Below are 22,998 nucleotides of genomic sequence, written 5' to 3' on the forward strand. Positions count from 1 at the left end.
AAGGGGGTCGGCATAGCCGACCCCCTTTTTTTTTTATAACCTCAAAAATTAAATTGAAACATTGAACACAACCGTAATGGTAACTTCATGATCTACCAAAATTTGTTGGTCGGTTGTGCCTTCCAAAAACAATTTAAACTCGCCTGCTTTCAAGTAGGGCAGCAAATCAATGTCCAATGTAGAAATTTCAAACGATTTTAACCCTTCGGGAATATCTTCTACTTTGGCAATTTCCATAAGCGGTTGTCCATCGGCAGACACCTTAATAGTTGCCCCTTTTGCCCAATCAAAGTTTCCTGTTTCGGGACTCACCAAATCAATTCTTGCCGATTTAATGGTGGCCTCTTTTAAAACATCGGAGCTGATTCCATTGTTTTCAAGTTCAGCTTTTGGATTAATAGCCTCCGATTCAAGCGTATAGGTTGTATCCGCTACAGTGGTTGATTTTATGGTTATTGCGGCGGTGGCAAAATTCAAATCATAGTTTACAATGTTTAACTCATCGCAAGCAGAAAAGAAGGCTACCGATGCCAAAATAAGAGTTGTAATTTTCAATTTCATAATAAAAACTTTTTGCAAAAGTTATCAAATTTTGTTTCAATTGCAAGAAAACACGTTACTATCAATTTCAAATATGACAAAGCATATAATTCTTGGATGTCATTAATTCTAAATTCAAAGGTTTTAATATTGCCACAAAAAAGTACAATGAAACATTTGCTTTTCATTTTGTTAATAGCGTTTTTAGGCCTCAGTTCGTGTTTTATGAATAAAGATAATTCAAAAGAAGTACCCCAAATTTCCATTAAAGATTTTTTTAGAAACCCTCAAAAAACAGGATATAGCCTATCGCCTGATGGGAGCAAATTGGCCTACCTGGCTCCTGTAAATTCTCGGTTAAATGTTTTTGTGCAAAGCACCGATGATACAGCTGCAAAACAACTTACATCAGAAACCCTAAGAGACATTGCGGGGTTTATTTGGAAGGGAAATAATCGAATCTTGTTTATGAAAGACAATGCGGGTGATGAAAATTATGCGTTGTTTGGCACCGGTATAGACAGCGGAAATGTGGTGGCTTATACTCAGTTTGAGGGAGTGAAAACGGAAATAATTGACAAACTAAAGGATGACCCAGAAAATGTAATAATTGGATTAAACAAAAGAAACCCACAACTTTTTGATGCTTATAGACTCAACGTTGTCAGTGGAAATTTGACCCTCATTGCCGAAAACCCGGGAAATATTTCCTCGTGGATGACAGATCAGGAGGGAAAACTTAGAATAGCTATTACCACGGATGGTGTAAACCAAACACTACTTCATAGACCTACTGAAACAAGCCCATGGGATACTGTGATGACCACCAACTTTAAAGAAAGTTTTAGCCCGCAATTCTTTGATTTTTACGACACAACAGTAGTTTTTGCCTTATCAAACATTGGCAGAGACAAACTTTCGTTGGTAAAGTATGACTTGTCCGCCAAAAAGGAAATAGCCGAAATATACAAACACCCTAAATACGATATTAGTGGTGCGGCATACTCTAAAAAAAGAAAGGTATTGACAAGTGTTTTTTGGTTAGGCGAAAAATACGAACGCAGTGGCTTTGACCCACAAGTTGATAATATCTACAAATCCATCAAAAAAGAACTTCATGATGTGGAGATATACCTAACCTCTACAAATGAAGAAGAAACCAAATATTTGGTTAGAACCATGAGCGACCGAACAATGGGTAGCTATTATTTATTTGAAACCAACGGAAATAGGTTAATCAAAATAGACGATGTGAGTCCCTGGCTTTTGCCAGAAAATTTATCAGAAATGAGGCCAATTACCTATCAAAGTCGAGATGGGTTAACCATACATGGGTATTTAACCCTACCAAAAGGCAAGCCTGCCAAAAACCTACCCGTTGTAATTAACCCACACGGTGGACCCTGGGCAAGAGATGTTTGGGGGTTTAATCCGGAAGTTCAATTTTTAGCCAATAGAGGCTATGCAGTGTTGCAGATGAATTTTAGGGGAAGTACTTCTTATGGCAAACAATTTTGGGAAGCCTCCTTCAAACAGTGGGGTCAGGCAATGCAAAACGATATAAGCGATGGTGTGCGATACATTGTTGGTAAAGGAATAGCCGATCAAAACAGAATTGCCATTTATGGAGGCAGTTATGGCGGATATGCCACCTTAGCAGGAGTTACCTATACTCCCGATTTGTATGCCTGTGCCATAGACTATGTTGGGGTGAGCAATCTTACCACCTTTTTGCAAACCATACCACCCTATTGGGAACCCTACCGAGAAATGATGTATGAAATGGTAGGTCATCCGGAAAAAGACAAAGAAATGCTGGACCGATATTCTCCTTCTTTGCATGCCGATCAGATAAAAACTCCGTTGCTGGTAGTGCAGGGTGCAAAAGATCCGAGAGTGAAACAATCTGAAAGCGACCAAATGGTAAAAGCATTAAGAGACCGAGGAGTGGACGTAGAATATATGCTCAAAGAAAATGAAGGCCATGGTTTTAGAAATGAAGAAAACCGCTTTGAGTTTTATGAAACAATGGAGCATTTTTTGGCTAAACATTTGGCCCCAATTTCAAACAATGAAAAGTAAAATGAGGTTTTAATTCATTTTTTCAATAGATATTTGTCCCGTGCGTGTCGTTTATACTTTTGCATTGGTTGCTGTTATCATTTTGTCTTCGTGCAAATCAGTCAAAAATATTGGTAGTATCGAAAATGGCATGGCTCTTACCTACAATTTCATTGCCAATCAGCAGGCTACCCAAATAACGCATACGGTTGTGTCTCGAAGTGCATACACTGTTTTAAACTATGCTATAAGCGGTACAGATTTTTCGGGCAAAATAAACATCACACCTATGGCCATGGACTCGGCCTCTGAGTTGGATAATCATTTTGACGGAGAAGATAAAAATCAAACCAAGACTCTTTCACTTTGGATTAGTCAAAAAAATTTTAGTGAAATAAAACAAGACTCCACCACCACATTGTCTTTTAGACAGGGATTGGTAAAGAATGAAACCGTTTTCAAATGGAAAGAAACCCAAACATTTATGTGCAACGTAGATGGAAAATTGGAAGAATTTAAGGCCATTTATTTGGAAGACACCATGAATAAAGATTTCAAACTTTGGATATGGGATAATGCAACGAACCCCATTATTTTCAGGCTCGATTTTGGTTGGCAAATGATTTTAAAAGATATCAGCCTGCCTAAGACCTAAGCCACTTTAGCCAAAATGGCAAGGTGTTTTTCGTATAAAAATAATAGGGTTGCGGAGTTGCTCCAAAACTCAAAAAGAACTTTTTAATTCCGTCAATTTCAGAACCTTCAAAATCAAAAAATGCCATTTGGTAGCATTTTTTTTCTATAATTTTGGCCAACAAAAAACCCATGCTGTCGCGGTATTGCTTTTTGTATCTGCTGATTGAAAAAAGATTAATATGCCTATTATTATGACTTAGAATAAAGGCCATTGCCACGGTTTTATCTTCCACTGTTAATTGGTATATCTTTCCCATTTCTCTTCGAATAATTTCACTGAACAATTTTTTGGCCAAAGCATAGTTTTCTTTCCCAAATTTAACCGTGTTTTCCAGCTCGGTTTTATACATTTCAATCAACTTGTCTGTATCCCCGGTTTCGGATATCTGGTATGAATATTTAATGAGAGCCATTTTCAATCCATGACTAAAATTAGATTTAACCAACTCAAAATTTGGTAATAAATCCAACACCAAATTGGTTTTTGTTTCGGATGAAATATTTGAATTTTTGTAATTAATGGGGTATCGAATCAGTTTAAAGTTGTTAGGAATGTTATCAAAAAACACACTTAACTCCTGCACCGAAAATTGGCCAAAAACCCCCAATTGTTGGGTTAATATGGGTCGATAAATTTGGCTAAAGCCAAATAATTTGTTGTTAAACGGCAACGGCATAACTGCTTCATAATCATTTAGAATCAGTGCATCCCATTGTTTCTTGGCAACTATGTCTAAATACCAACTCAATGCATACGGCATTGAGTTGGGTGCATTTTCAATGCAATTATCCCATTTCGTTTTGTCAATTTCCGAATGTTTTAAATAGACAAGAGCCATTGCCGCAAAATAAGGGGTTATAGTTTAATACAACGGTAAATACTTCTCAGTTTTAATTTAGTTATCGGGCATTATCTATGAGTATTCGGAGACCTAATTTTTTTTATTCCGCCTATTTTTGAACCATAAATAATAAAAAAATGAAAAGTTTCCTGATGGCATCTCTGCTTGGCTTGTTGGCTAATTTTGGTTTCGCTCAACTCAAAACAAACAACATAACTATTTTTAAAAATGGAACGGCTTTTATCCAAAAATCGGGAACCGTCAAGACTCCCGCCAACACCTATCGGTGGGCAAAAGAAATGCCACAAGCCGTGTATGGCACTTTTTGGTTTGCCAGCCCTACCGGAACCATTCAAATGATTAGCAGCAAGCAAGATTCGGTTTCAACACCAACAGAGTGGGTTTCTTTTTTTGATTTGCTTATGGCTAACGAAGGCAAAAAAGCTGAGGTTTTTTTGAAAAATTTAGAAAATGCAACCACAAAAAGCATCGAAGGAATTATTTATGAAACAAAAAAATATGTTAACGGCAGCGTGGCTGTTATCAAATCTGGAGATAAATTTCATTTGATTCGAGAGGATCAAATTGCGTGGGTTGCTATAAGCGGAAACCTCAGTACCACTTATAGCGAAACCACAACAGACAACGTGATATCGGTGAAATTTAAAGAAAATAAAGCCGAACAAAAGCTCGATGCCATGTATCTTTCAACCGGATTTAACTGGACACCCATGTATGAACTAAAACTGCTTAGTGAAACCGAGGCACAAATATTTTTGAAAGCCTCGATAACCAACGATGCAGAAAAGATAGAAAATGCAAATATGAAACTGGTGGTGGGTAGCCCCAGTTTTTACACTACCACCCAATTAAGTGATTTGTTGGGTTTTGCACCATACAGCCCCACGTTTGCTCGATTTAATAATGGAAGCGGTTTTTTCAATAATTCAGCCTCGTTTTATGATAGCGACGATTCAGAAGCTGGAAACATGCAGGTTGGTTCGGAAGCCGAAGGAGTAGAAGACTTATATTTTTTTGATTTGAAAAATATTTCGATTGACAAAGGCGAGCGAATGCACATCCCAATTTTTCATGATAAAACCAGAATTGAACACAAATATGTCTGCGACTTGACGGCCAATAATGCCGTAAACGCATACAATCAAATTTTTAAATATGAAAACTCAACCCTTGGTGTTCAAACCTATCATCAAATAAAAATGTGGAACGAAACAGATAATCCGCTAACCTCCGGATTGATAATGGTTACCAAAAAAGTGGGTGAAACAGAGCAGGCGTTGGCAACCTCCAAACTTGAATATACCGCCAAAAAGAATTGTTCCTACATAACTATTTCAAACGCTCCAGATATAGAAATAAAAGAAGAGGAAAAGGAAATTCAGAGGACAGACAAAACCAAAACGTTTAACAATGCCAGATACGTGGAGATAAAAGTGCAATCAACCATTACCGTAAAAAGCTATAAAAGCACTACTGCACACATGGAGATAAAACGAAACATCTTTGGCCAATTAGATGACAGCGATACCAAATGGGAGACATCACAAAATGCAAACTACAGCTCATTTAATGCTTCCAACAATGTAAAGTGGACAATTGATTTAGAACCCGGCAAAGAAAAGAAAATCGTTTATACCTATTCCGTTTATGTGAGGGGATAGGTCATTATGAAAGGAAATGATAAACCATTAAGAAATTGAGGTACATTAAGCCTATTCAGCAAAGTCTGAATTAACTTAATTTCTTAATGGTTCAAAAAACCACCGTCTAAAATTTTGTGACATTGGTCGGCTATGGTTTATAATGCAATTCAAATTTTTGGCCTAATAGACATTTCAACAATTACCTTTGGCGGTTTATGAGTTTGCAAAACAATTTGCTGAAAAAACTGGCTTCAGAAACGGCCATTTATGGCATAACCCATACAATGGGCAGGCTCATCAATTTTTTGTTGGTTCCGCTTTATACCGGTTTTTTTACCGAGGCCGAATATGGCAATCTATCCGTTTATTATGCCGCCGTTTCGTTTGTTATTGTGGTGTTGATGTATGGCATGGAAACAGCCTTTTTCAATTTTTCGAGAGATGAAAACCCCGAGAAGGTATTTGCCACCGGCCAAATTTCACTTTTGGTTTCTACAGCCTTTTTTGTGTTGTTGGGTTTGACCTTTCAACATCAAATTGCCAGATTTTTGGAGTATCCGCAACAAACTAATTTTGTAATAATCTTTGTTTTTATCTTAGCCTTAGACACGCTTTCAAACCTGCCATTGGCTTGGCTTCGATACAAAAAAATGCCTGTAAAATTTGGTGTTGTTCGGTTGGTAAACATTGGAGTAAACGTTGGATTCAATTTGTTGTTTTTGGTAGCCATTCCGTGGCTGATAAAAAAAGGGTATAATTTTACATGGTACAATCACGACTTTGGAATTGGTTACATTATCGTCAGTAACTTGTTAGCCAGTTTAGTCTCATTTTTAATGCTATTGCCCTATTGGAAACCCATGAAAATGGGGTTTGACAAAGAACTTTGGCATAAGCTGTGGATATATGGAAGACCTCTCATTCTGATTGGTTTGGCCGGAATTGTAAACGAAACCATCGACCGACTGCTGCTCAAAAAAATGTTGGCAAACGACATTTCGGACTACGAAGTGGGTGTGTATAGTGCTTTTTATAAATTGGCCATGTTTATGACCATTTTTGTACAGAGCTTCAAATTTGCCGCCGAGCCTTTTTTTTTCGAACAATCAAAAAACGAAAATCCTCAAAGAATTTATGCCAAAGTGATGCATTATTTTGTGTTGGCCATGTGCTTTTTACTGCTGTTAACATTGGTGACATTGCCACAAATTGGCCCAATTTTTATTCGGCGAAAAGGATATTTTGAACACCAATATTCGGCATATCTTACGCCAATATTGCTGTATGCCAACCTATTTTTGGGCATTATGTACAACCTTAATATTTGGTATAAACTCAACAACAAAATGCGAATTGGGTCATACATATCCGTGGGGGGAGCAGTCGGCACAATCGTTCTTAACGTAGTACTAATTCCGGTTATAGGCATTCTGGGTTCGGCCATTGCCACGCTATTGGTTTATTTTGGTATGATGGTTTGGAGTTATACCTTGGGTCAAAAACACTACCCAATACCATACAACCTTAAGATTAACGGGTTTTATATCATTTTAGCAACTGCACTTTACTTCATTTTTCTTGGTTTAAGTTCAATCTCAAACGTTCCGCAAATCATTTGGTCAATCCTATGTCTCGGCAGTTTTATCGTTTTAACCTATCTTATTGAACGTCCGACGAAAAACCGTAAGTTTGCCACGTGATATGTTGGAAATAAAAGTTGTAAATACCACCGATTTCGAGTTACCAAAACACGAGACTGAACAATCAGCCGGAGTGGATTTGCGTGCCAACGAATCGGCAATATTAAAACCCTTGCAACGCCAATTAATTTGCACAGGACTTTTTATGGAATTACCTCAGGGTTTTGAGGCACAAATACGGCCGCGAAGTGGTCTTGCATTAAAGCATGGAATAACTGTTTTAAACAGCCCAGGCACTATTGATGCAGACTATAGGGGCGAGATTAAAGTATTGCTTATTAACTTAGGTGAAAACGATTTTGAACTAAAAAAAGGAGAGCGTATTGCTCAAATGATAGTATCGAAATACAAAAAAATAAAACTGAAAGAAACCAACCAAATCAGTGAAACCTCACGTGGTGCTGGAGGATATGGAAGCACCGGAAAAAATTAGGAAAACAAAAAGAGAAGAAAAAGCATGAACATTATTGTTCCGATGGCCGGCATGGGAAAAAGAATGAGGCCGCACACATTGACCACTCCAAAGCCATTGCTGCCCATTGCTGGCAAGCCTATTGTGCAGCGTTTGGTTGAGGATATTGCCAAAGTTTGCAACGAACAAATTGAAAATATTGCCTTTATCATATCTCCAAACTTTGAAAAAGCCGTTGAACCAAATCTGATTGCAATTGCCGAGTCGTTGGGTGCAAAAGGGCATATATGCTACCAAGAAGAAGCCTTAGGAACGGCACATGCTGTCTATACGGCCAAAGACATTTTGAATAATAATGTGATAGTGGCCTTTGCCGATACCCTTTTTCGAGCCGATTTTAAGATAGACCCTGAAAACGATGGTGTGATTTGGGTACAAAAAGTAGCCGATCCTCGAGCTTTTGGAGTAGTAAAATTAGACGAAAACAATGTAATTACTGATTTTGTCGAAAAACCGGAAGAGTTTGTTTCTGATTTGGCCATTATTGGCATTTATTATTTTAAAGATGGAAACAGACTAAAACGAGAAATTGAACATTTGCTCGACAATAAAATCATGGAAAAAGGAGAATACCAGCTTACCAATGCTTTGGAAAACATGAAAAACGACGGACTAAAATTTGTTCCTGGAGAGGTTATAGAATGGATGGATTGCGGAAATAAAAATGCCACCGTACATACCAATCAACGCGTGTTGGCCAATGCCAATGGCGAAAAACTTATTTCTAACAATCTCAAAAAAAATAATTCGGAGATAGTTGAGCCATGCTTTATTGGCGAAAATGTGGTGTTGAATAACTCAAAAATAGGCCCTTACGTTTCTATTGGCAGCAATACTGTCGTTAACAATTCCGTTATTAGCAACAGCATTATCCAAAGTGAATGTACGATAGAAAATGCGATGTTTGAAAACTCAATGATTGGAAATCATGTAACGTATGATGGTAAAGCCAACCAATTGAGCTTAAGCGATTATAGTACTGTTAAAATAAATTAATGAAAAATGTATTCCGAAGTTTGTTGATTTTTGGTATGTTAAGCATACTGTTTTCTTGTGGTTCAAGAAAAAATACACCTGCTTCGGATATTACTTCTGGAAAAGAAAAGGATTTTAAAGACAAATATTTTAGTGCGGCCAAACACAAAGTATTAGGAGAATACGACAAGGCAGTAGCTGATTTTTTGGATGCTTTAAAACACAAACCTGAGAGCCACGAAACTATGTATGAAATTGCTTCGACAAAGGCTATGATGGGAAATTTTCATGATGCTATTTATTGGGCAGAAAAAGCTCTCAAAACCAACAAGACATACAATTACTGGTATTCAAAACAATTAGCTGATTTATACAACCAGTCGGGAGATTTCCTTAAATCTGCCGCTGTCTATGAAAATATGCTCAAAAATGACGAAAATCGGGAAGAATTGTACATCGAACTGGGAAATCAATACATCAATATGGGTGATTTTAAAAGTGCGACAACTTGGTTTGAAAAATACCTTGATAAGTTTGGATTGGAACCCGAAGGAGCAAATGTATTGGTGCGACTATATGCTGAACTTGGAAAGCCCGAAAAGGGAATAGAGTGGGTAGAAAAGTTGGTGGCTCAATATCCGGACGAGATAGAACACAAAGTATTGTTGGCAGATTTGCTTTTGGAGAATAACCAAATTGAAAAAGGCAAAGAAATTCTGTATAGCATACTATCTCTAAAACCAAACAATGGCTTTGCTGCCAAAAGCTTGGCATCTATTTATAAAAAAGAAGGAAAACCGGACAGCAATCAATATTATTTGCAAATGGCTTTTAATGATTACGAGGTTTCTGTAGATTGGAAACTATTCGTGGTCTCCGGTTTTTTCCCCCAAATAAAAACCGATGAAAAAACGCAAAAATTAGCTCTACAACTTACCCAGAGCTTGGTGGATGTACACAATACAAACGACAAAGCCTATTTGGCTCAAGGTGACGTTTTTCATGCAGTTGGCCAAATTGAAAATGCTCGCAAAAGTCTCCAAAAAGCCACATCGATTAATCCTGCGGATATAGAATTTTGGCGAAAACTGCTCAGCCTTGACGACGAAGCAAAAAATAATGAATGGCTCGCAGAAGATTCTGAAAACGCATTAGAATATTTTCCGAATCAAGCCTTTCTATATATTGTAAACTCCTTTGCCAACTATAAAATTAAAAACTACGAAAAAGCCATTGAAACAGCTCAAAGCGGGCTTGAAATAGCCATATTGAAAAACGACAAAACCGATTTATTAGCCACCATTGCTGACTCATATTATGACCAGAAAAAATTTAGTGATTGTTTTGCCACTTATGATGAAATTTTAGAAATAAACCCCAACGACCACTTGGCTTTAAACAATTATGCTTATTATTTATCCGAACAAAATGAGCGTTTGGACAAGGCCTTGGAAATGATAGAAAAGGCCATAAAACTTAGCCCATCAAGACCAACTTACGTAGATACTAAAGGTTGGGTTTTGTTTCAAATGCAAAAATATTCCGAAGCCGAAGTGGCACTAAAATTGGCTTTTGAACAATTAAAACAAGATGAAGAAGTGAAAAATCATTATGTGGCTTGCCTGAGAAAATTGAACAAAAATGCCGAAGCCGATTCAATAGAAGCATCTTATCAAAAACAGACGAACTGATATGTCTAATAGAATACTAATACTTTTTATTACTGCAATTTCTGTTATTGCTTTTGGCTGCAAATCGCGAAAACCCAAAGCAAGTTGTAGTACCCATTTGAATAAATACCCAAAAGGTGTGGTTGACAGCCTTAAAAAATATGAAGTGGATTTTTCGGATGTGGTTATAAATTCGAAGGTTTCCTATTCAGATGGGTCAAACTCCCAATCCATGATAATGAATATACAAATGCGAAAGGATTCTTTTATCTGGGTATCTGTCAATGTTCTTTTGGAAGTGGCTCGAATTTACGTAACTCCCGATAGTTTCACAGTATTGGATCGGATAAACAGATGCTACATAACTAAACCCATCTCCGAAATAAAAGATTTTGTAGGACAAGAATTGACATTGAGACAAATGCAGAATTTGCTTTTGGCAAATTCAGTTTTTCCTGCCGATAGTTTTGAAAAAAAAGATGGCCGCGATGCGTATGATTTTTTAAATCAATCGCAATCCGACATTCAAAACAATATGTTTTTGACCCAGTGCTTCCGACCATATCAAACAGATTTTAATCGCCCACTTCAAAATCAAAAGGTAGATATTAAGTATCAAGAATATCATCAAACAGAGCTGGGTTTATTACCAAAACTTTTTGAAGCCAGCATGAATATTTCGGGTGCAACACATCAGGTTGTTGTAGAATTTAATGAGGTTTCAAAAACCGATTTATCTGCTCTTAAATTTACCGTATCATCAAAATATGCAAGGTGCAAATAAAATAGTATGTTTTGCCTTGGCACTTGTGTTCTTGACAAGTCTGACCGCAAAAACTTCAGACAATGAAATAGAGCAGGCTCGAAAAAAAATAAACGAAAACAAGCAATTGCTGGATGAAACAAAGTTTAAGAAAATCGAAACTCTAAAAGCTCTTAATGCTTTTGCCCAGCAAATAAAAATTAGAGAACATCTGATAAAATCATACTCCAAAGATTCTGCATTTACAGAAAATGAGATAAAACTGGCTCAAAACGAAATAGCCGGGATAATTATTGAGCTAAATAAGATGAAAAACGATTATGCCAAAGTGGTTGTTGCCCAATACAAAGCCCAAAAGAAAAATAATAGTGCCTATTTTCTATTTATGGCAAATAGTTTTAATGATTTATTGCGACGACTAAATTCCTTAAGAAAATTGGCCGATTATAGAAATCTCCAGCTTAGACTTATTTCTGAAAAAAGAAAGGAAAACTCTCAAAAAGTCTTTGAGTTAATGACCAAAAAGGGAGAACTAAATGCCATATTAAATAACCAACGAAGCGAAAACGAAGAGCTTCAAAACAACTACTCAGAATATGAAAATCTCATATCAAAATTGAGTAAAGATGAACTCCGGTTAAGGGAAGAAGTAGAAAAAACAAAAAAGCAGCTTGCCCAGCTTGAAAAAGATATTCGAGATGAAATTGCACAAACCACCAAAACTGACCCAGACAATTTAATCAGTAACTTTATAAAGGGTAAAATGCCTTGGCCCACTACCTCTGGGTATGTTTCGGAAAAATTCGGAAAGCACAAACATCAAAACCTCAAAAACATAATGACCGAAAACAATGGAATTAACATCATTCTCGGAAAAAACAATGAGATACGAGCCATTGCAGACGGAACCGTAAGTGCCATTATTCCTGTTCCTGGTTTAGAAAACTCGGTTTTGATAAAGCACGGCAACTTTTATAGTGTATATGCCAATTTACAATCTGTTAGTTGCCAACCAGGCGATGGCATTAAGGCACTGCAAAAAATAGGCAATGCATCGACCAATGCCAACGGTCTTACCGAACTTCATTTTGAAATTTGGCAAGGTAGCACAAAGCTGGATCCCGAAGTTTGGCTGACCCCGCGATAGATATTATGCTTTTGTTTACTTTCGTTGATATTTTGGCATAAACGCCCAAATTTTTTTTGAGTATGAAAACAAAAATTAGTTCAATTCTCGTATTCCTTTTGGTTGGTCATGGCATAGCCAATTCCCAATCCCTCAAAATAGTTTATGATTTTGGTAATGATCAGTTTAGATATTATCATATAAAACCTGGAGAACTTCAGGGAAAAGAAATTGGTTCCCCAATAGTCGGAAGAAATAAGTTGATTACCGTGGAGGTTGTAAACTTTAACAAGTTTGTTTATGTGGCCAATGCAGAGTACACATCTACATCATTTTCAACCCAAAATGACCAAAGTTTTTTAGAAATAATATCACCTCTGGTAAATCCTGTCGGTGCTGCAAGTTTCTTCACAAGTTTGGGTGGAATATTGCCCAGTGAGATTGGTCGTGGTGGTGTGTTATCTACGCGAGGTGCCGCCACTGCATACGATGATGTGGTAGATGCATACAATAGCCTTACAGAAATTGAAACAAACATGAAAAATATGGACTATGCCATTAATAAGCTGAACAAACTCAAGTATAATTCATATTTACCAACTGACACTATTGTTCATCTTTCTGACTTCATTGTTAGTCAGTTATTTAAAAAGCCAGTTGTTACACCAAGCGATTTTTCAGCATTAGCTGTAAAATTTAATACAATGTATAATTCATCCATGGCCAGTTTAAACTCTTCAGTATCCAGCTTTTTGGCTGAATATGAGGCTTATGCTTCAGAAAGGGGAGAAGACTTTGAGGGAAGGGGTTTGGATGCCTCGGTTAGAAATTTCAGAAGTACCGCACAAGAAATTTCTCAGAGTTTTAATACAGAGTACATAACCGAAAAAATTGACTTTTTGGAAATGATATACACATCTATCAAATCCACCAAGTTCAATTTTAGATCAAGCCATTTGGCCGCGGATGATATGATAGATTTGGACTTAAGTTTTTACAAATTGCCTAATCCTGAATCGGTTGAAAATGAAGTACTTGGAGATTTGAATAACCTATCAGATTTGCCGAAAATAAAGTCGAAAAAAATAAACATTACGGTACGTGGCGATATGAAAATAAAAACAGGAATTGGCTTGGCATTTCCCAGTTATCAAAGTCGCGATCAATTTATAAATCGAGATAGCATAATTATGTCTCAAGATCGAGGAAGTTATTCGCCCAATTTAGCAGGTTATGTAAGTTTTTACCCTTATACTGGTCGTATAGTCAATTTGGGTGGAACCTTTGGAGTTGGTGTGCCTTTAAATGACGATAAAAGAACTGTAAATATGTATATGGGTGGCTCTCTATTGTTAGGTTCCAATAGTCGGGTGGCCATACATGGCGGCTTTAGCTTAGGACAAGTAGAGAAACTTGACAACGGCTACACCATTGGCGACAAACTACAATCAGAATTTGATGAAGTACCAACCCGAAACATTTGGGAATGGGGAAATTTCATTGGCATTTCGTTTGATATTGGCCAATAGCTTTTAAAACTCTATTTTAGTTTAAGTTTGCAACAAATCCTTTTTTGTTGAAACTTTCAGTAATAATAGTCAATTACAATGTCAAATTCTTTGTAGAACAGTGCTTGCTTTCTGTTCAAAAGGCTATTAAAAATATTGACACTGAAGTTTGGGTAGTTGACAACCACTCTGCTGACGGGTCTGTGGAAATGATAAAATCCAAATTTCCTTGGGTTAAACTTATTGAAAATAAAGAAAATGTTGGATTTTCGATGGCTAATAACCAAGCCATAAAACGCTCATCAGCCGAATACATACTTCTTTTAAATCCTGACACCGTCGTTCAGGAGGCTACCTTTGAAAAATGCCTTGAATATTTAAACAAACACCCCGCAGTGGGCGGCCTTGGAGTAAAAATGATTGATGGAAAAGGCCGGTTTTTGCCTGAATCAAAAAGAGGACTGCCTACTCCAGAAGTTGCCTTTTATAAAATGATTGGTCTAAGCAAATTATTCCCAAAATCGCGAAAATTTGGCAAATATCATCTGGGCTATATTCGTGAAAATGAGACTGCATTTGTGGATGTATTGGCTGGTGCATATATGCTGATGCCCAAAAGAGTTCTCGAAAAGACAGGATTGCTTGACGAAACTTTTTTCATGTATGGTGAAGACATTGATTTAAGCTATCGAATTACGCTTGCAGGGTTTAAAAACGTGTATTTTCCTGAAACCTCAATAATTCATTATAAGGGAGAGAGTACAAAAAAAATGTCGGTTAATTATGTTTTTGTATTTTACAGAGCAATGGTAATTTTTGCCAAAAAACACTATACCGGAAGAAATGCTAAACTGTTTTCTGCTCTAATAAATTCATCCATTTATCTACGAGCATTTATCGCCCTAATACGAAGATTTTTTGTAAAAACCTGGCTCTTTTGGTTAGATGCTGTTACCTTTCTGGTCAGTTTAATATTTATCAAAAATTATTGGGAAAAAAACATTGTAAACTTTGAGGGGCATTTCCCCGAAATATTTGCCCAAACCCATTTTCCGGCATACCTCTTGATTTGGACAGCGGCTCTGGGTATTTTTGGTGGATATAAAAAGCCCTACACAATAAACAAGACGGCAGTTGGTATACTTGCCGGAACACTGGTGATTGCAGCCATTTACGGGTTCTTACCCGAAAATTTCAGATATAGTAGAGGTATTATTCTTGCCGGAACAATTTTTAGCCTGACTTGGGCAATTTTTAACCGAATGTTTTCTAACTATTTTTCCGGCGAGGGTTTCACTCTTTCCGAAAATAGAAATTTAAAAACTACAATAGTTGGTAATAAATCAGAACGAGAGAGAGTGTTGGATTTATTGAAACAGAATAAAAGGAATACTGATTTTCTTGGATTCATAAGCATCGAAAACGAAATAGATGATTTTATTCTTGGCACACTTGATCGTTTAGATGACCTGTGCCAACTTTATTCTATTGATGAAGTAATTTTTTGTTCTAAGGATGTAAAAAGCTCAATAATAATTGATTGGATGTCTAAAATTGGAACATCTAAAGTTCATTTTAAAATAGTTCCCGAAGACAGTTTATTTATTATTGGCAGCAACGATAAAAACCTTTCTGGCGAATTGTATGCAGAAGAAATACGATTCGATTTATCAAACGAGCAAGTTCTCCGAACAAAGAGAATTATCGACATAATACTTTCAATAGGTTTAATGGTTTTTGGAATTGCCCTTTCTTGGAAAAAGGGTTTTTCAAAATATTATCGTCAATGCTGGACCGTGCTGATTGGCAAATATTCGTGGGTCGGTTATGATAAAAGGGTTGACAATCAAAGACTTCCTAAAATAAGAGAAGGTATTTACTCTATTGCTTCAAAGCATAAAATAAATAATCTAAATCCTGAATATGTGGAACGATTAAATTATTTTTATGCAAAAATTTACCACTGGACAGATGATGTTAAAATCATCATTTCGAACATATTCAATGACTCTGGTGCATTAGCCAACGGGTAAAATCATTAATAAGCATGAAGGATCCATCATAAGATTTTTGTTCCAACCTTAAATTTTCCGAATTATCATCCACCTCGTGGTAATAAGCATACGGCCCCATTAGATAGAAAAAGAATGCCGGAATACCATTTTCACTAAAAAAGTAATGGTCGCTATTTGCAGCTTTGCCTCGCTTTTTTACTGCTGGTAAATACTGGTTGTTTTTGTTAATGCTATCCAACATGACAAACTCTTTTTCATAGACCGAGCCATTCACAGCCATAATACCCTCCTGCCCTGTTCCCATCAAATCCATGTTTATTACAAATCGTATTTTATCCTTATTGATAAAATCCTGTAATTCTTTTACGAAGTAATAACTTCCTACCAATCCCGCTTCCTCAGCACCAAAAGCTATAAATACGACGGTGTATCGAGGTTTATTCACAGAATAGTTGTGCATCATGTCTAACAACATCGCAATTCCACTTGCATTGTCATTAGCCCCAGGCATATATGTGTTTTGCCCCATTCTACCCAAATGGTCGTAATGACCGGTTATAAAGACAAAGGAATCAGGTACTTCAGAACCAATTATTTTTCCTACCACATTTTGACTTTCATAGGCCTGAATAAATTTAGCGTTGACCTTTATAGAAAGCTCATTCTTTCTGTCTATTTTTCCTGGCAAAACATAGAAAATGCCCGTGCTTGATTTTGTTCGACTTACCGACCAAGTTAAATCTTTAACAATCTCAATATGAATAGTATAAGGGTATTTGCTTAAAATTTTACTTAAAAGTAATTTGTTAGATTCTGTTTTCTCAATTGTGTCTATTACTAGTATCTTTTCGTGCCAATTGGTTTTTAGAAAAGATTTGAATAATCGTTTGTTGGTTAAAATGTCGTTGGTTAAAAAAACAGGCAAGAAGGATTCATAAAATGCCGAAGGGCAATCAGGTGAAACGATATAATCTTTGCCCGGCATTAAATTTTGATCATAAATTCCAACATTCTCTGGAAATGTATTGACACTCAGAACAAACGGGTGAAAATATCCGGTTTCAAAAAAGGGCGTAGCTCCAAACTTTTTATATTCCGAAGCAATATATTTTGCCGCCCTCAAATCACCATTATTAACATATCCTCGGCCTTCAAAATATGGAGAAGTGAGGGTATCGATAGTGGCCTGAGCATATTCCACATTCTGGGAAAATAGTATAACCCGCGAAAACAATGAAATTGCCAAATAGAAAAGTATCTTTTTCATAAAAAACAAAAGCCGAAGATATAAAATCTTCGGCTCAAATGCATTGTGTATTTGGGACTATTGTTATGCCTTGCCTTTTTCAGCACGTTTTAAATACCGAACCGCGTCTTTATATTTTATAGACTGAGCCTTTTTTCTCGGGGTCTGTCCATCATTATTGGTTGATTTAGAGTTTGCTCCACCATCAACCAATTTTTGTATTAGACTTAAATCCCAGTTTTGAACGGCATAGTGCAATGGTGTGTTCCCCATATTGTCTTTTGCGTTCAAATCAACACCATTTTTTATTAATTCATCTATAATAGAATTATCTCCAGCGGAGATGGCCCAATGCAATGGCGATTGTCCATAATCATCTTTAAAATCAGTGGAGTGTCCTTCCTTTAAAATTCTACGTACAGCGTCAATATTTTTATTTTTTATGGCATGATACAACATTGATCTACCTTCTGCCAACGGAACATCTAATGGCATACCCTGATCTACCAATGTATTGAACATATCAGTTCTTCCATATTTTAAGGTTAAAACACCTATTGGATCTTGACCTTCCAGACCTTCTTTCATGTAGTCTTCATTATCATTTGTGAAAGCCCATTTATATATAACCCACTTATTAAATCGATCCTTATTATTTTTTTCAATGGCGTATTTGAAATTATTGTAAACTGCCATAACCTTGATATTCAGCGGTATAGAGGTTATTCTTTGAACCTCTGTGCTCATCAATGATATGGCCATTCCATATTCGTCCAAAAAATTGTCGGCTTCATCATTTTCGTATTTAACCTCTTTTACGCACCCGCAAGACTGGTCAACAAAATATCCTTTTAGACCCTTATCTATTCTACCACGAACTAGAATACCCTCAAGCATACCAATTCCTGCTTTGTTGTAAACCGGTCCACCAGAATTTCCACCAAAAGCATCGAGATTTGTTCCGAACCAAGTCTGCTCAGAAATTTGAGTTACCTTGGCTCCATCCGCTAATTTAAGAGGTAATCCGGCTGGAGAACCAATCATAGCAATTTCCTCTTCTCTGCCTATTTCACCCCCGGTTCTGAACCTAAACGGGTCTCTGTCCGTCGGTCTATCCAACTGAATAATAGCGAAATCTAAATTTCTTGTTGCATCTAAAACACTTTTAAGTACTCTTTTTACCGTATATTGTTTTGACGTCGGAATAGTTGCCACATAATAGTCACCCAATTGTTCATGATGCTTTTTGGTCATTCCAATATCATTGGTGTAATCAAACACCCACTTCATAGTATTGTAGGCAAACTCACCATAGTTGCCTTCTTTATTTTTATGAAAAATAACTTTTCCATCTGTTATTTCATGCTGGTCGCCCGAAATACAGTGTCCAGCTGTAACCATAATGTCGGGGGCAATTAGAAAACCCGTGCAGCTTCCGATGGCTGGCTGACTGGCAAAACGAACATCAGGATCTACTTTGTCAACTCCAAAGTTGTTCTTTAAGAGTTGCTCAAGTGTGAATCCGTAAACTTGATCGCCCTTAAATTCGGAACCTGGCATTCGGGTTAAAACTGCTTGGGTAAAGCCATTGTAATCAAAATTTTTAGCCTCCCTTCTGCTGTCATAGCCATAAATGTCTCGACCTTGTAGAGTGTCCCATGGCATAATTCCAAAGGGATTCTGGGCATTCACCGCCAAAGAAGTCATCATCAACCCCCAAATGGCAAATAATTTAAACTGTTTCATGTCTTTAATACTTAACTGCGTTAATTAATCTTTAAAAAAACTCTTTTCCCAATCAGTTTTATTTGCTTCACGGTTAATATTCTTTTCTTGATTCTCTTTTATGGAGAACATTGTTTTAAGTTCTGTTTCATCCAATTCGGTGTTCAAATCTACCAATATGTTAGAAAAGCTACAATTTTCGTCCTTAGAAAAATACTCAAAAACTCTGTTTTCCATAAAACCTTCCCATTTGGGCGATTGATTAGGGTTTATTTCTCGGCAAATAGCTGCAACAGATTCAAAGAAATCGTTGTATGTTGTAGAATCTGAAATTGTTTCGAATGCTCTTGAAACTGCCAAAGTGAAAACTCCGTTTTCTGAAAAATCATATATCGGTTTAAACATTTCTCCTGCCGTAATATGATTAATTGGAGCGTAGTTGTTGCTCGGTGCGGCATAAGCCATGTCGTCCAATATTCCTATATCGTATGTCATCGTAATTTCTTTGACCAAAGAAGAATCTTTATCCATAGGTTTTCCTCCACCTCTCGAATTGGAGCCCTTTGGTTGCTCAACCAAAGTAAAAGACGCATCAATCAATAACATTACCTCCCCATTACTCCCAACCTTAATTCTGATTTTATTAAGCCATTCGCTTAATTCCTCATCCAATAAATGATTCTCAAAATCATAGGCTTCATCGTAGTATTTTGGTGCTCCAAATAAAACCAAACTCTCATCATACAAATCAGGTTCATCTGCATTCATGTCGCGAACCAACTGACCATGACCTGAAAAATAAAATAAAAAAACATCGCCCTCTTGACATTTTTTATAGGCCTCTTCCAATGCGGCAATAGTTTTTTCTTTGGTTGCCTGTTCATCTTTTAAACTTTGGACATCAGCAAAACCTTTGTTTTTTAACGATTCTTGCATTACTTTAACGTCGTTTCCGGCATAAGTATCTTCCCATTTGGTATCTTTTGGTTGCAAGCCAACACCTACCAAAATAGCCCGCTTATTAGATGCTTTCACTAAAACATTTGAAGTCAATATCAAACCCAATATTACCAACTTTACCAATTTTCCTGACATGTACAATTTTATACTTTTCATTTCAATAACTCTTTGGTACTTAATAACTTTAGAGGTGATATAGTAAACGATGTTTTGTTAATTCTTTTTAATGACGAAAGTAATGCTATGTGTTGTGGCTTCCATGCCTGTACTTTCAATTTTTCTGCTTGTTGCCCCTCTTGATGAAACGTTATAAACATCGTCAAATAAGGTTTCCAAATTGCTTACCTTACTGCGTGTTCGTGGTTTTTTTGTGATAACCGGAGTAAAATCAATGGGACCTTTGCTTGCAAATAGCTTAAACACCTCCATGCCATAAGGAGCACCAAAGTAGATTATCAAATCTTTTATAATCATGGTGTCACCGGCTTTTACAAAAAACTCTTCAGGATTTTGATGTAATTCTGGGTCATCGCTGGGGATAATTCCATTTATTTTTCCATCAGGTTGAATATCAAGAATAGAAAAATATGCATCCTTTCTACCTTTGTTTATCACTCTTATTTTTGCACAGATATTCTCAGGTATTTCAATAATGCCATCATGCGTCAACTCCTCAATGTTCAACTCCTCAATTGGAAAGCCATCTTCATCGACTATTACTGGCAAGAATTCAAATGCAACATTGAAAGATGGATCTGACAATTCAAGATTTTTGATATAATTTCCGCGTGCAAATTGTTTAAGAATCTCAACAACATCATCAATTTCATCTAAACCAATTTGCTCAGCAACTATTTCTCCATCAGAGGCACGAACTATATCCAAGTTATTTCTGCCGCCATCTTCAATAATATAATCTACATCGTCTTCGGTTATATAAAACAATGGAACCTTAGCAAGTGAGTCAATCAGTTGATTTTTAATTGATTTGTCTTTAAAGCTAATTTTTATGTTCAACTTAACATTACCCATAGATGCTTTGGTCACAAAAAACCAATAATCATCTTCGCTACCTGAAAGGGTTTCGCTCATTCTTATTTTGCTCCATGTGCCGTAGGCAACAATAACTTCACCGGTTGCGATAGACTTTTTATCAGAAGTTGTGCTTGTTCCAATCGGGAAAATAGCAATTTCTGAACCCTCAAAAATTCCATTCAAATTACCACCAGATATCCAAGCCTCGTTATTTTTTATTTTGAATGAGGTGTAAAATGGCTCTTGTTCAACTATTTGACCAGCAAAAAATACTCTATCTACATCACCCTCTATTGCAGGCTTTTGAGAGGGTGCAATTACAGACATTTCTTTTAAAATTTGACCAAAAAATGCTCTGTAAGTCATATCTCCATTGAGATGGTCAATACTTCTACTAAAAGCGGTGGACAAAGAACCTGCTCCGTTATATTCATAATTTACTTCTTTGGCCTGAGAGGCAGAAATAATAACAAATGGAGCTAAAAGATTCTTGTCAATTTGATTCATTTTTTCATTTTGAAATAAACCAATATCAGGACTCCCTTTTGCCTGTATCTGAGCATTTGTTCTTTTCATGGCTGGCTTTCCGCCTCTTGCAATTTCCTCCCCTCTTCCCACAGTTCCGCTGTGGCAAGCATCGGCCAACATTATTACATCCCCTTTAGGCCCTACCTTTTGTCTCAACCGAAGTACAAATACTTCAATTTCATCATCTAATAAATGCTTGGAAAAATCATAGTCATCTTCATAAAAAGCAGGAGCTCCGTATGCTACAATAGCTTCATCAAACCCATCAAGCTCATCCCCATTCAAATCTTCGACTTGTTGGCCATGAGATGAAAAATGAATAAAAATTACATCCCCGCTCTTAGCAGATGCAATTAACTTTTCAAAACCTTTAACGATAGCCTCCTTAGTTGCCAAAGAGTCTTGCAAAACATCGATGTTTTGAGCAAGAAATCCTTGTTTTTGAAGGGCTGTGCGTATAAGGGGCACATCGTTGGCGGATGAAATATCTCTCCATCCTCTATCGTCTGCAGAAGTTTGCGGATAATCTCCAATGGCCACTATAAACCCCCGTTTTACTTGTGCTTGTGTTCGAAGATAACCCATTAAAAATAAGCCAAAAACAACAAGTTTGACAACTTTTATTACGAATATTTTGTCTATAATATTTTTCATTTTCAAACTTTTTTGTCGATTAAAAAGTGACCACTTTTGTAAACGATTTATTTGTAAAATTAATGTCAAAGTACGTGGATTATTTGATACTAAACAATAGGCAAAACTAAGTAGTTCATTTATACATAAATGGCCAACTTCAAAAGGTCAAATAGCTATCCATAGTTAATAATTGTCTAATATTGCCTTCTTTAAATGACTGAAAGAGACAAAAATAATGTTGCCGTTCTTGCCCGATTTCTTCCCCATGAGACAGAGCATTTTGTATGGCAATTTATCAAATCGAATAAAGTCAATTTCAAGATTTCGAATCCCCGAAAATCAAAGTTAGGAGATTTTCGTCCTGCCATAATGGACAAAAATCATCGAATTTCGGTAAACGGTAACCTCAATAAATATGCCTTTTTAATTACTACCCTTCATGAGTTTGCCCATTTGATTACCTGGGATGAATACAAAAATAAAACATTACCTCATGGCAAGGAGTGGAAGAAGAATTTTGAAAATCTATTATCCCCGTTTCTAACCAACGGCACTTTCCCGGAGGATGTTTCCTCCGCTTTGAGTTCGTATATTCAAAATCCGGCAGCGGCAAGTTGTGTTGATTTAAGACTTTCAAAATCTCTGAAAAGGTATGACCACAAACCGTCAAAAATTTTGGATGATATTGAAGTTGGAACCAAATTTAAGTTGCCGAACGGTATGGTTTTTGAAAAAGGGCAAAGGGTAAGAAAAAGATATAAATGCCTTAATTTACACAATAAAAGATTGTACTTTGTCTCCTCTGTTGCAGAAGTAGAGATAATAGATGGTTAAAA

18 protein-coding genes are annotated in these 22,998 nt (G+C 36.6%); 12 read left to right on the plus strand and 6 right to left on the minus strand.

Annotation, left to right across the window (positions count from 1 at the left end; genetic code table 11):
- Window positions 1–48: 48 nt before the first annotated feature.
- Window positions 49–561 (minus strand): hypothetical protein, encoded by a 513-nt coding sequence (locus tag H6607_07930; protein ID MCB9262287.1) that lies wholly within the window; start codon window positions 559–561, stop codon window positions 49–51.
- Window positions 562–708: 147 nt separating this feature from the next.
- Between H6607_07930 and H6607_07935 the strand changes: the two genes are divergently transcribed.
- Both H6607_07935 and H6607_07940 read left to right on the plus strand, forming a co-directional pair.
- Entirely contained in the window at window positions 709–2,622 is a 1,914-nt protein-coding gene (locus H6607_07935; protein MCB9262288.1) for a S9 family peptidase, read from the plus strand.
- 40 nt (window positions 2,623–2,662) lie between these two features.
- Window positions 2,663–3,256, plus strand: a complete 594-nt coding sequence (locus H6607_07940) for a hypothetical protein (protein ID MCB9262289.1) — start codon at window positions 2,663–2,665, stop codon at window positions 3,254–3,256.
- On the opposite strand, the gene H6607_07945 is transcribed toward H6607_07940, so the two are convergent.
- Window positions 3,246–4,136 carry a hypothetical protein gene (locus H6607_07945; protein MCB9262290.1) on the minus strand — a complete coding sequence of 297 codons (891 nt, stop codon included), beginning with the start codon at window positions 4,134–4,136 and terminating at the stop codon, window positions 3,246–3,248. The two genes, H6607_07940 and H6607_07945, sit on opposite strands and share 11 nt — an antisense overlap.
- 140 nt (window positions 4,137–4,276) lie before the next feature.
- Between H6607_07945 and H6607_07950 the strand changes: the two genes are divergently transcribed.
- The 9 genes from H6607_07950 (at window position 4,277) to H6607_07990 (ending at window position 16,050) form a co-directional block, all read left to right on the plus strand.
- Window positions 4,277–5,821 carry a DUF4139 domain-containing protein gene (locus H6607_07950; protein ID MCB9262291.1) on the plus strand — a complete coding sequence of 515 codons (1,545 nt, stop codon included), beginning with the start codon at window positions 4,277–4,279 and terminating at the stop codon, window positions 5,819–5,821.
- A 197-nt stretch (window positions 5,822–6,018) separates the two neighbouring features.
- Window positions 6,019–7,503, plus strand: a complete 1,485-nt coding sequence (locus H6607_07955) for a polysaccharide biosynthesis protein (GenBank protein MCB9262292.1) — start codon at window positions 6,019–6,021, stop codon at window positions 7,501–7,503.
- 4 nt (window positions 7,504–7,507) lie between these two features.
- Window positions 7,508–7,936 carry a dUTP diphosphatase gene (gene dut, locus H6607_07960; protein MCB9262293.1) on the plus strand — a complete coding sequence of 143 codons (429 nt, stop codon included), beginning with the start codon at window positions 7,508–7,510 and terminating at the stop codon, window positions 7,934–7,936.
- A gap of 24 nt (window positions 7,937–7,960) precedes the next feature.
- Entirely contained in the window at window positions 7,961–8,971 is a 1,011-nt protein-coding gene (locus H6607_07965; protein ID MCB9262294.1) for a nucleotidyltransferase, read from the plus strand.
- Window positions 8,971–10,641, plus strand: a complete 1,671-nt coding sequence (locus H6607_07970) for a tetratricopeptide repeat protein (GenBank protein ID MCB9262295.1) — start codon at window positions 8,971–8,973, stop codon at window positions 10,639–10,641. Before H6607_07965 ends, H6607_07970 begins: the two co-directional genes overlap by 1 nt.
- 1 nt (window position 10,642) lies before the next feature.
- Entirely contained in the window at window positions 10,643–11,404 is a 762-nt protein-coding gene (locus H6607_07975; protein ID MCB9262296.1) for a DUF4292 domain-containing protein, read from the plus strand.
- A gap of 25 nt (window positions 11,405–11,429) precedes the next feature.
- Window positions 11,430–12,530 carry a peptidoglycan DD-metalloendopeptidase family protein gene (locus tag H6607_07980; protein ID MCB9262297.1) on the plus strand — a complete coding sequence of 367 codons (1,101 nt, stop codon included), beginning with the start codon at window positions 11,430–11,432 and terminating at the stop codon, window positions 12,528–12,530.
- Between the two features lie 62 nt (window positions 12,531–12,592).
- Window positions 12,593–14,038, plus strand: a complete 1,446-nt coding sequence (locus H6607_07985) for a hypothetical protein (protein MCB9262298.1) — start codon at window positions 12,593–12,595, stop codon at window positions 14,036–14,038.
- A 44-nt stretch (window positions 14,039–14,082) separates the two neighbouring features.
- Window positions 14,083–16,050 (plus strand): glycosyltransferase, encoded by a 1,968-nt coding sequence (locus H6607_07990; GenBank protein MCB9262299.1) that lies wholly within the window; start codon window positions 14,083–14,085, stop codon window positions 16,048–16,050.
- Here the strand turns inward: H6607_07990 and H6607_07995 are convergent.
- The 4 genes from H6607_07995 to H6607_08010 form a co-directional block, all read right to left on the minus strand.
- The gene (locus H6607_07995) at window positions 16,019–17,299 is read right to left on the minus strand and encodes a M20/M25/M40 family metallo-hydrolase (GenBank protein MCB9262300.1); all 1,281 of its coding nucleotides are present in this window, start codon (window positions 17,297–17,299) and stop codon (window positions 16,019–16,021) included. The two genes, H6607_07990 and H6607_07995, sit on opposite strands and share 32 nt — an antisense overlap.
- Before the next feature lie 63 nt (window positions 17,300–17,362).
- Entirely contained in the window at window positions 17,363–19,024 is a 1,662-nt protein-coding gene (locus H6607_08000; protein ID MCB9262301.1) for an ankyrin repeat domain-containing protein, read from the minus strand.
- 24 nt (window positions 19,025–19,048) lie between these two features.
- The gene (locus H6607_08005) at window positions 19,049–20,119 is read right to left on the minus strand and encodes a caspase family protein (protein MCB9262302.1); all 1,071 of its coding nucleotides are present in this window, start codon (window positions 20,117–20,119) and stop codon (window positions 19,049–19,051) included.
- 57 nt (window positions 20,120–20,176) lie between these two features.
- Window positions 20,177–22,180, minus strand: coding sequence for a caspase family protein (locus H6607_08010; GenBank protein ID MCB9262303.1), 2,004 nt, complete (start codon window positions 22,178–22,180; stop codon window positions 20,177–20,179).
- Window positions 22,181–22,375: 195 nt separating this feature from the next.
- Here H6607_08010 and H6607_08015 point away from each other — a divergent pair, with 195 nt between their 5' ends.
- Entirely contained in the window at window positions 22,376–22,996 is a 621-nt protein-coding gene (locus H6607_08015) for a SprT-like domain-containing protein (GenBank protein ID MCB9262304.1), read from the plus strand.
- Window positions 22,997–22,998: the final 2 nt, after the last annotated feature.

Source organism: Flavobacteriales bacterium, from assembly GCA_020635395.1.
Taxonomy (GTDB): domain Bacteria; phylum Bacteroidota; class Bacteroidia; order NS11-12g; family UBA9320; genus UBA987.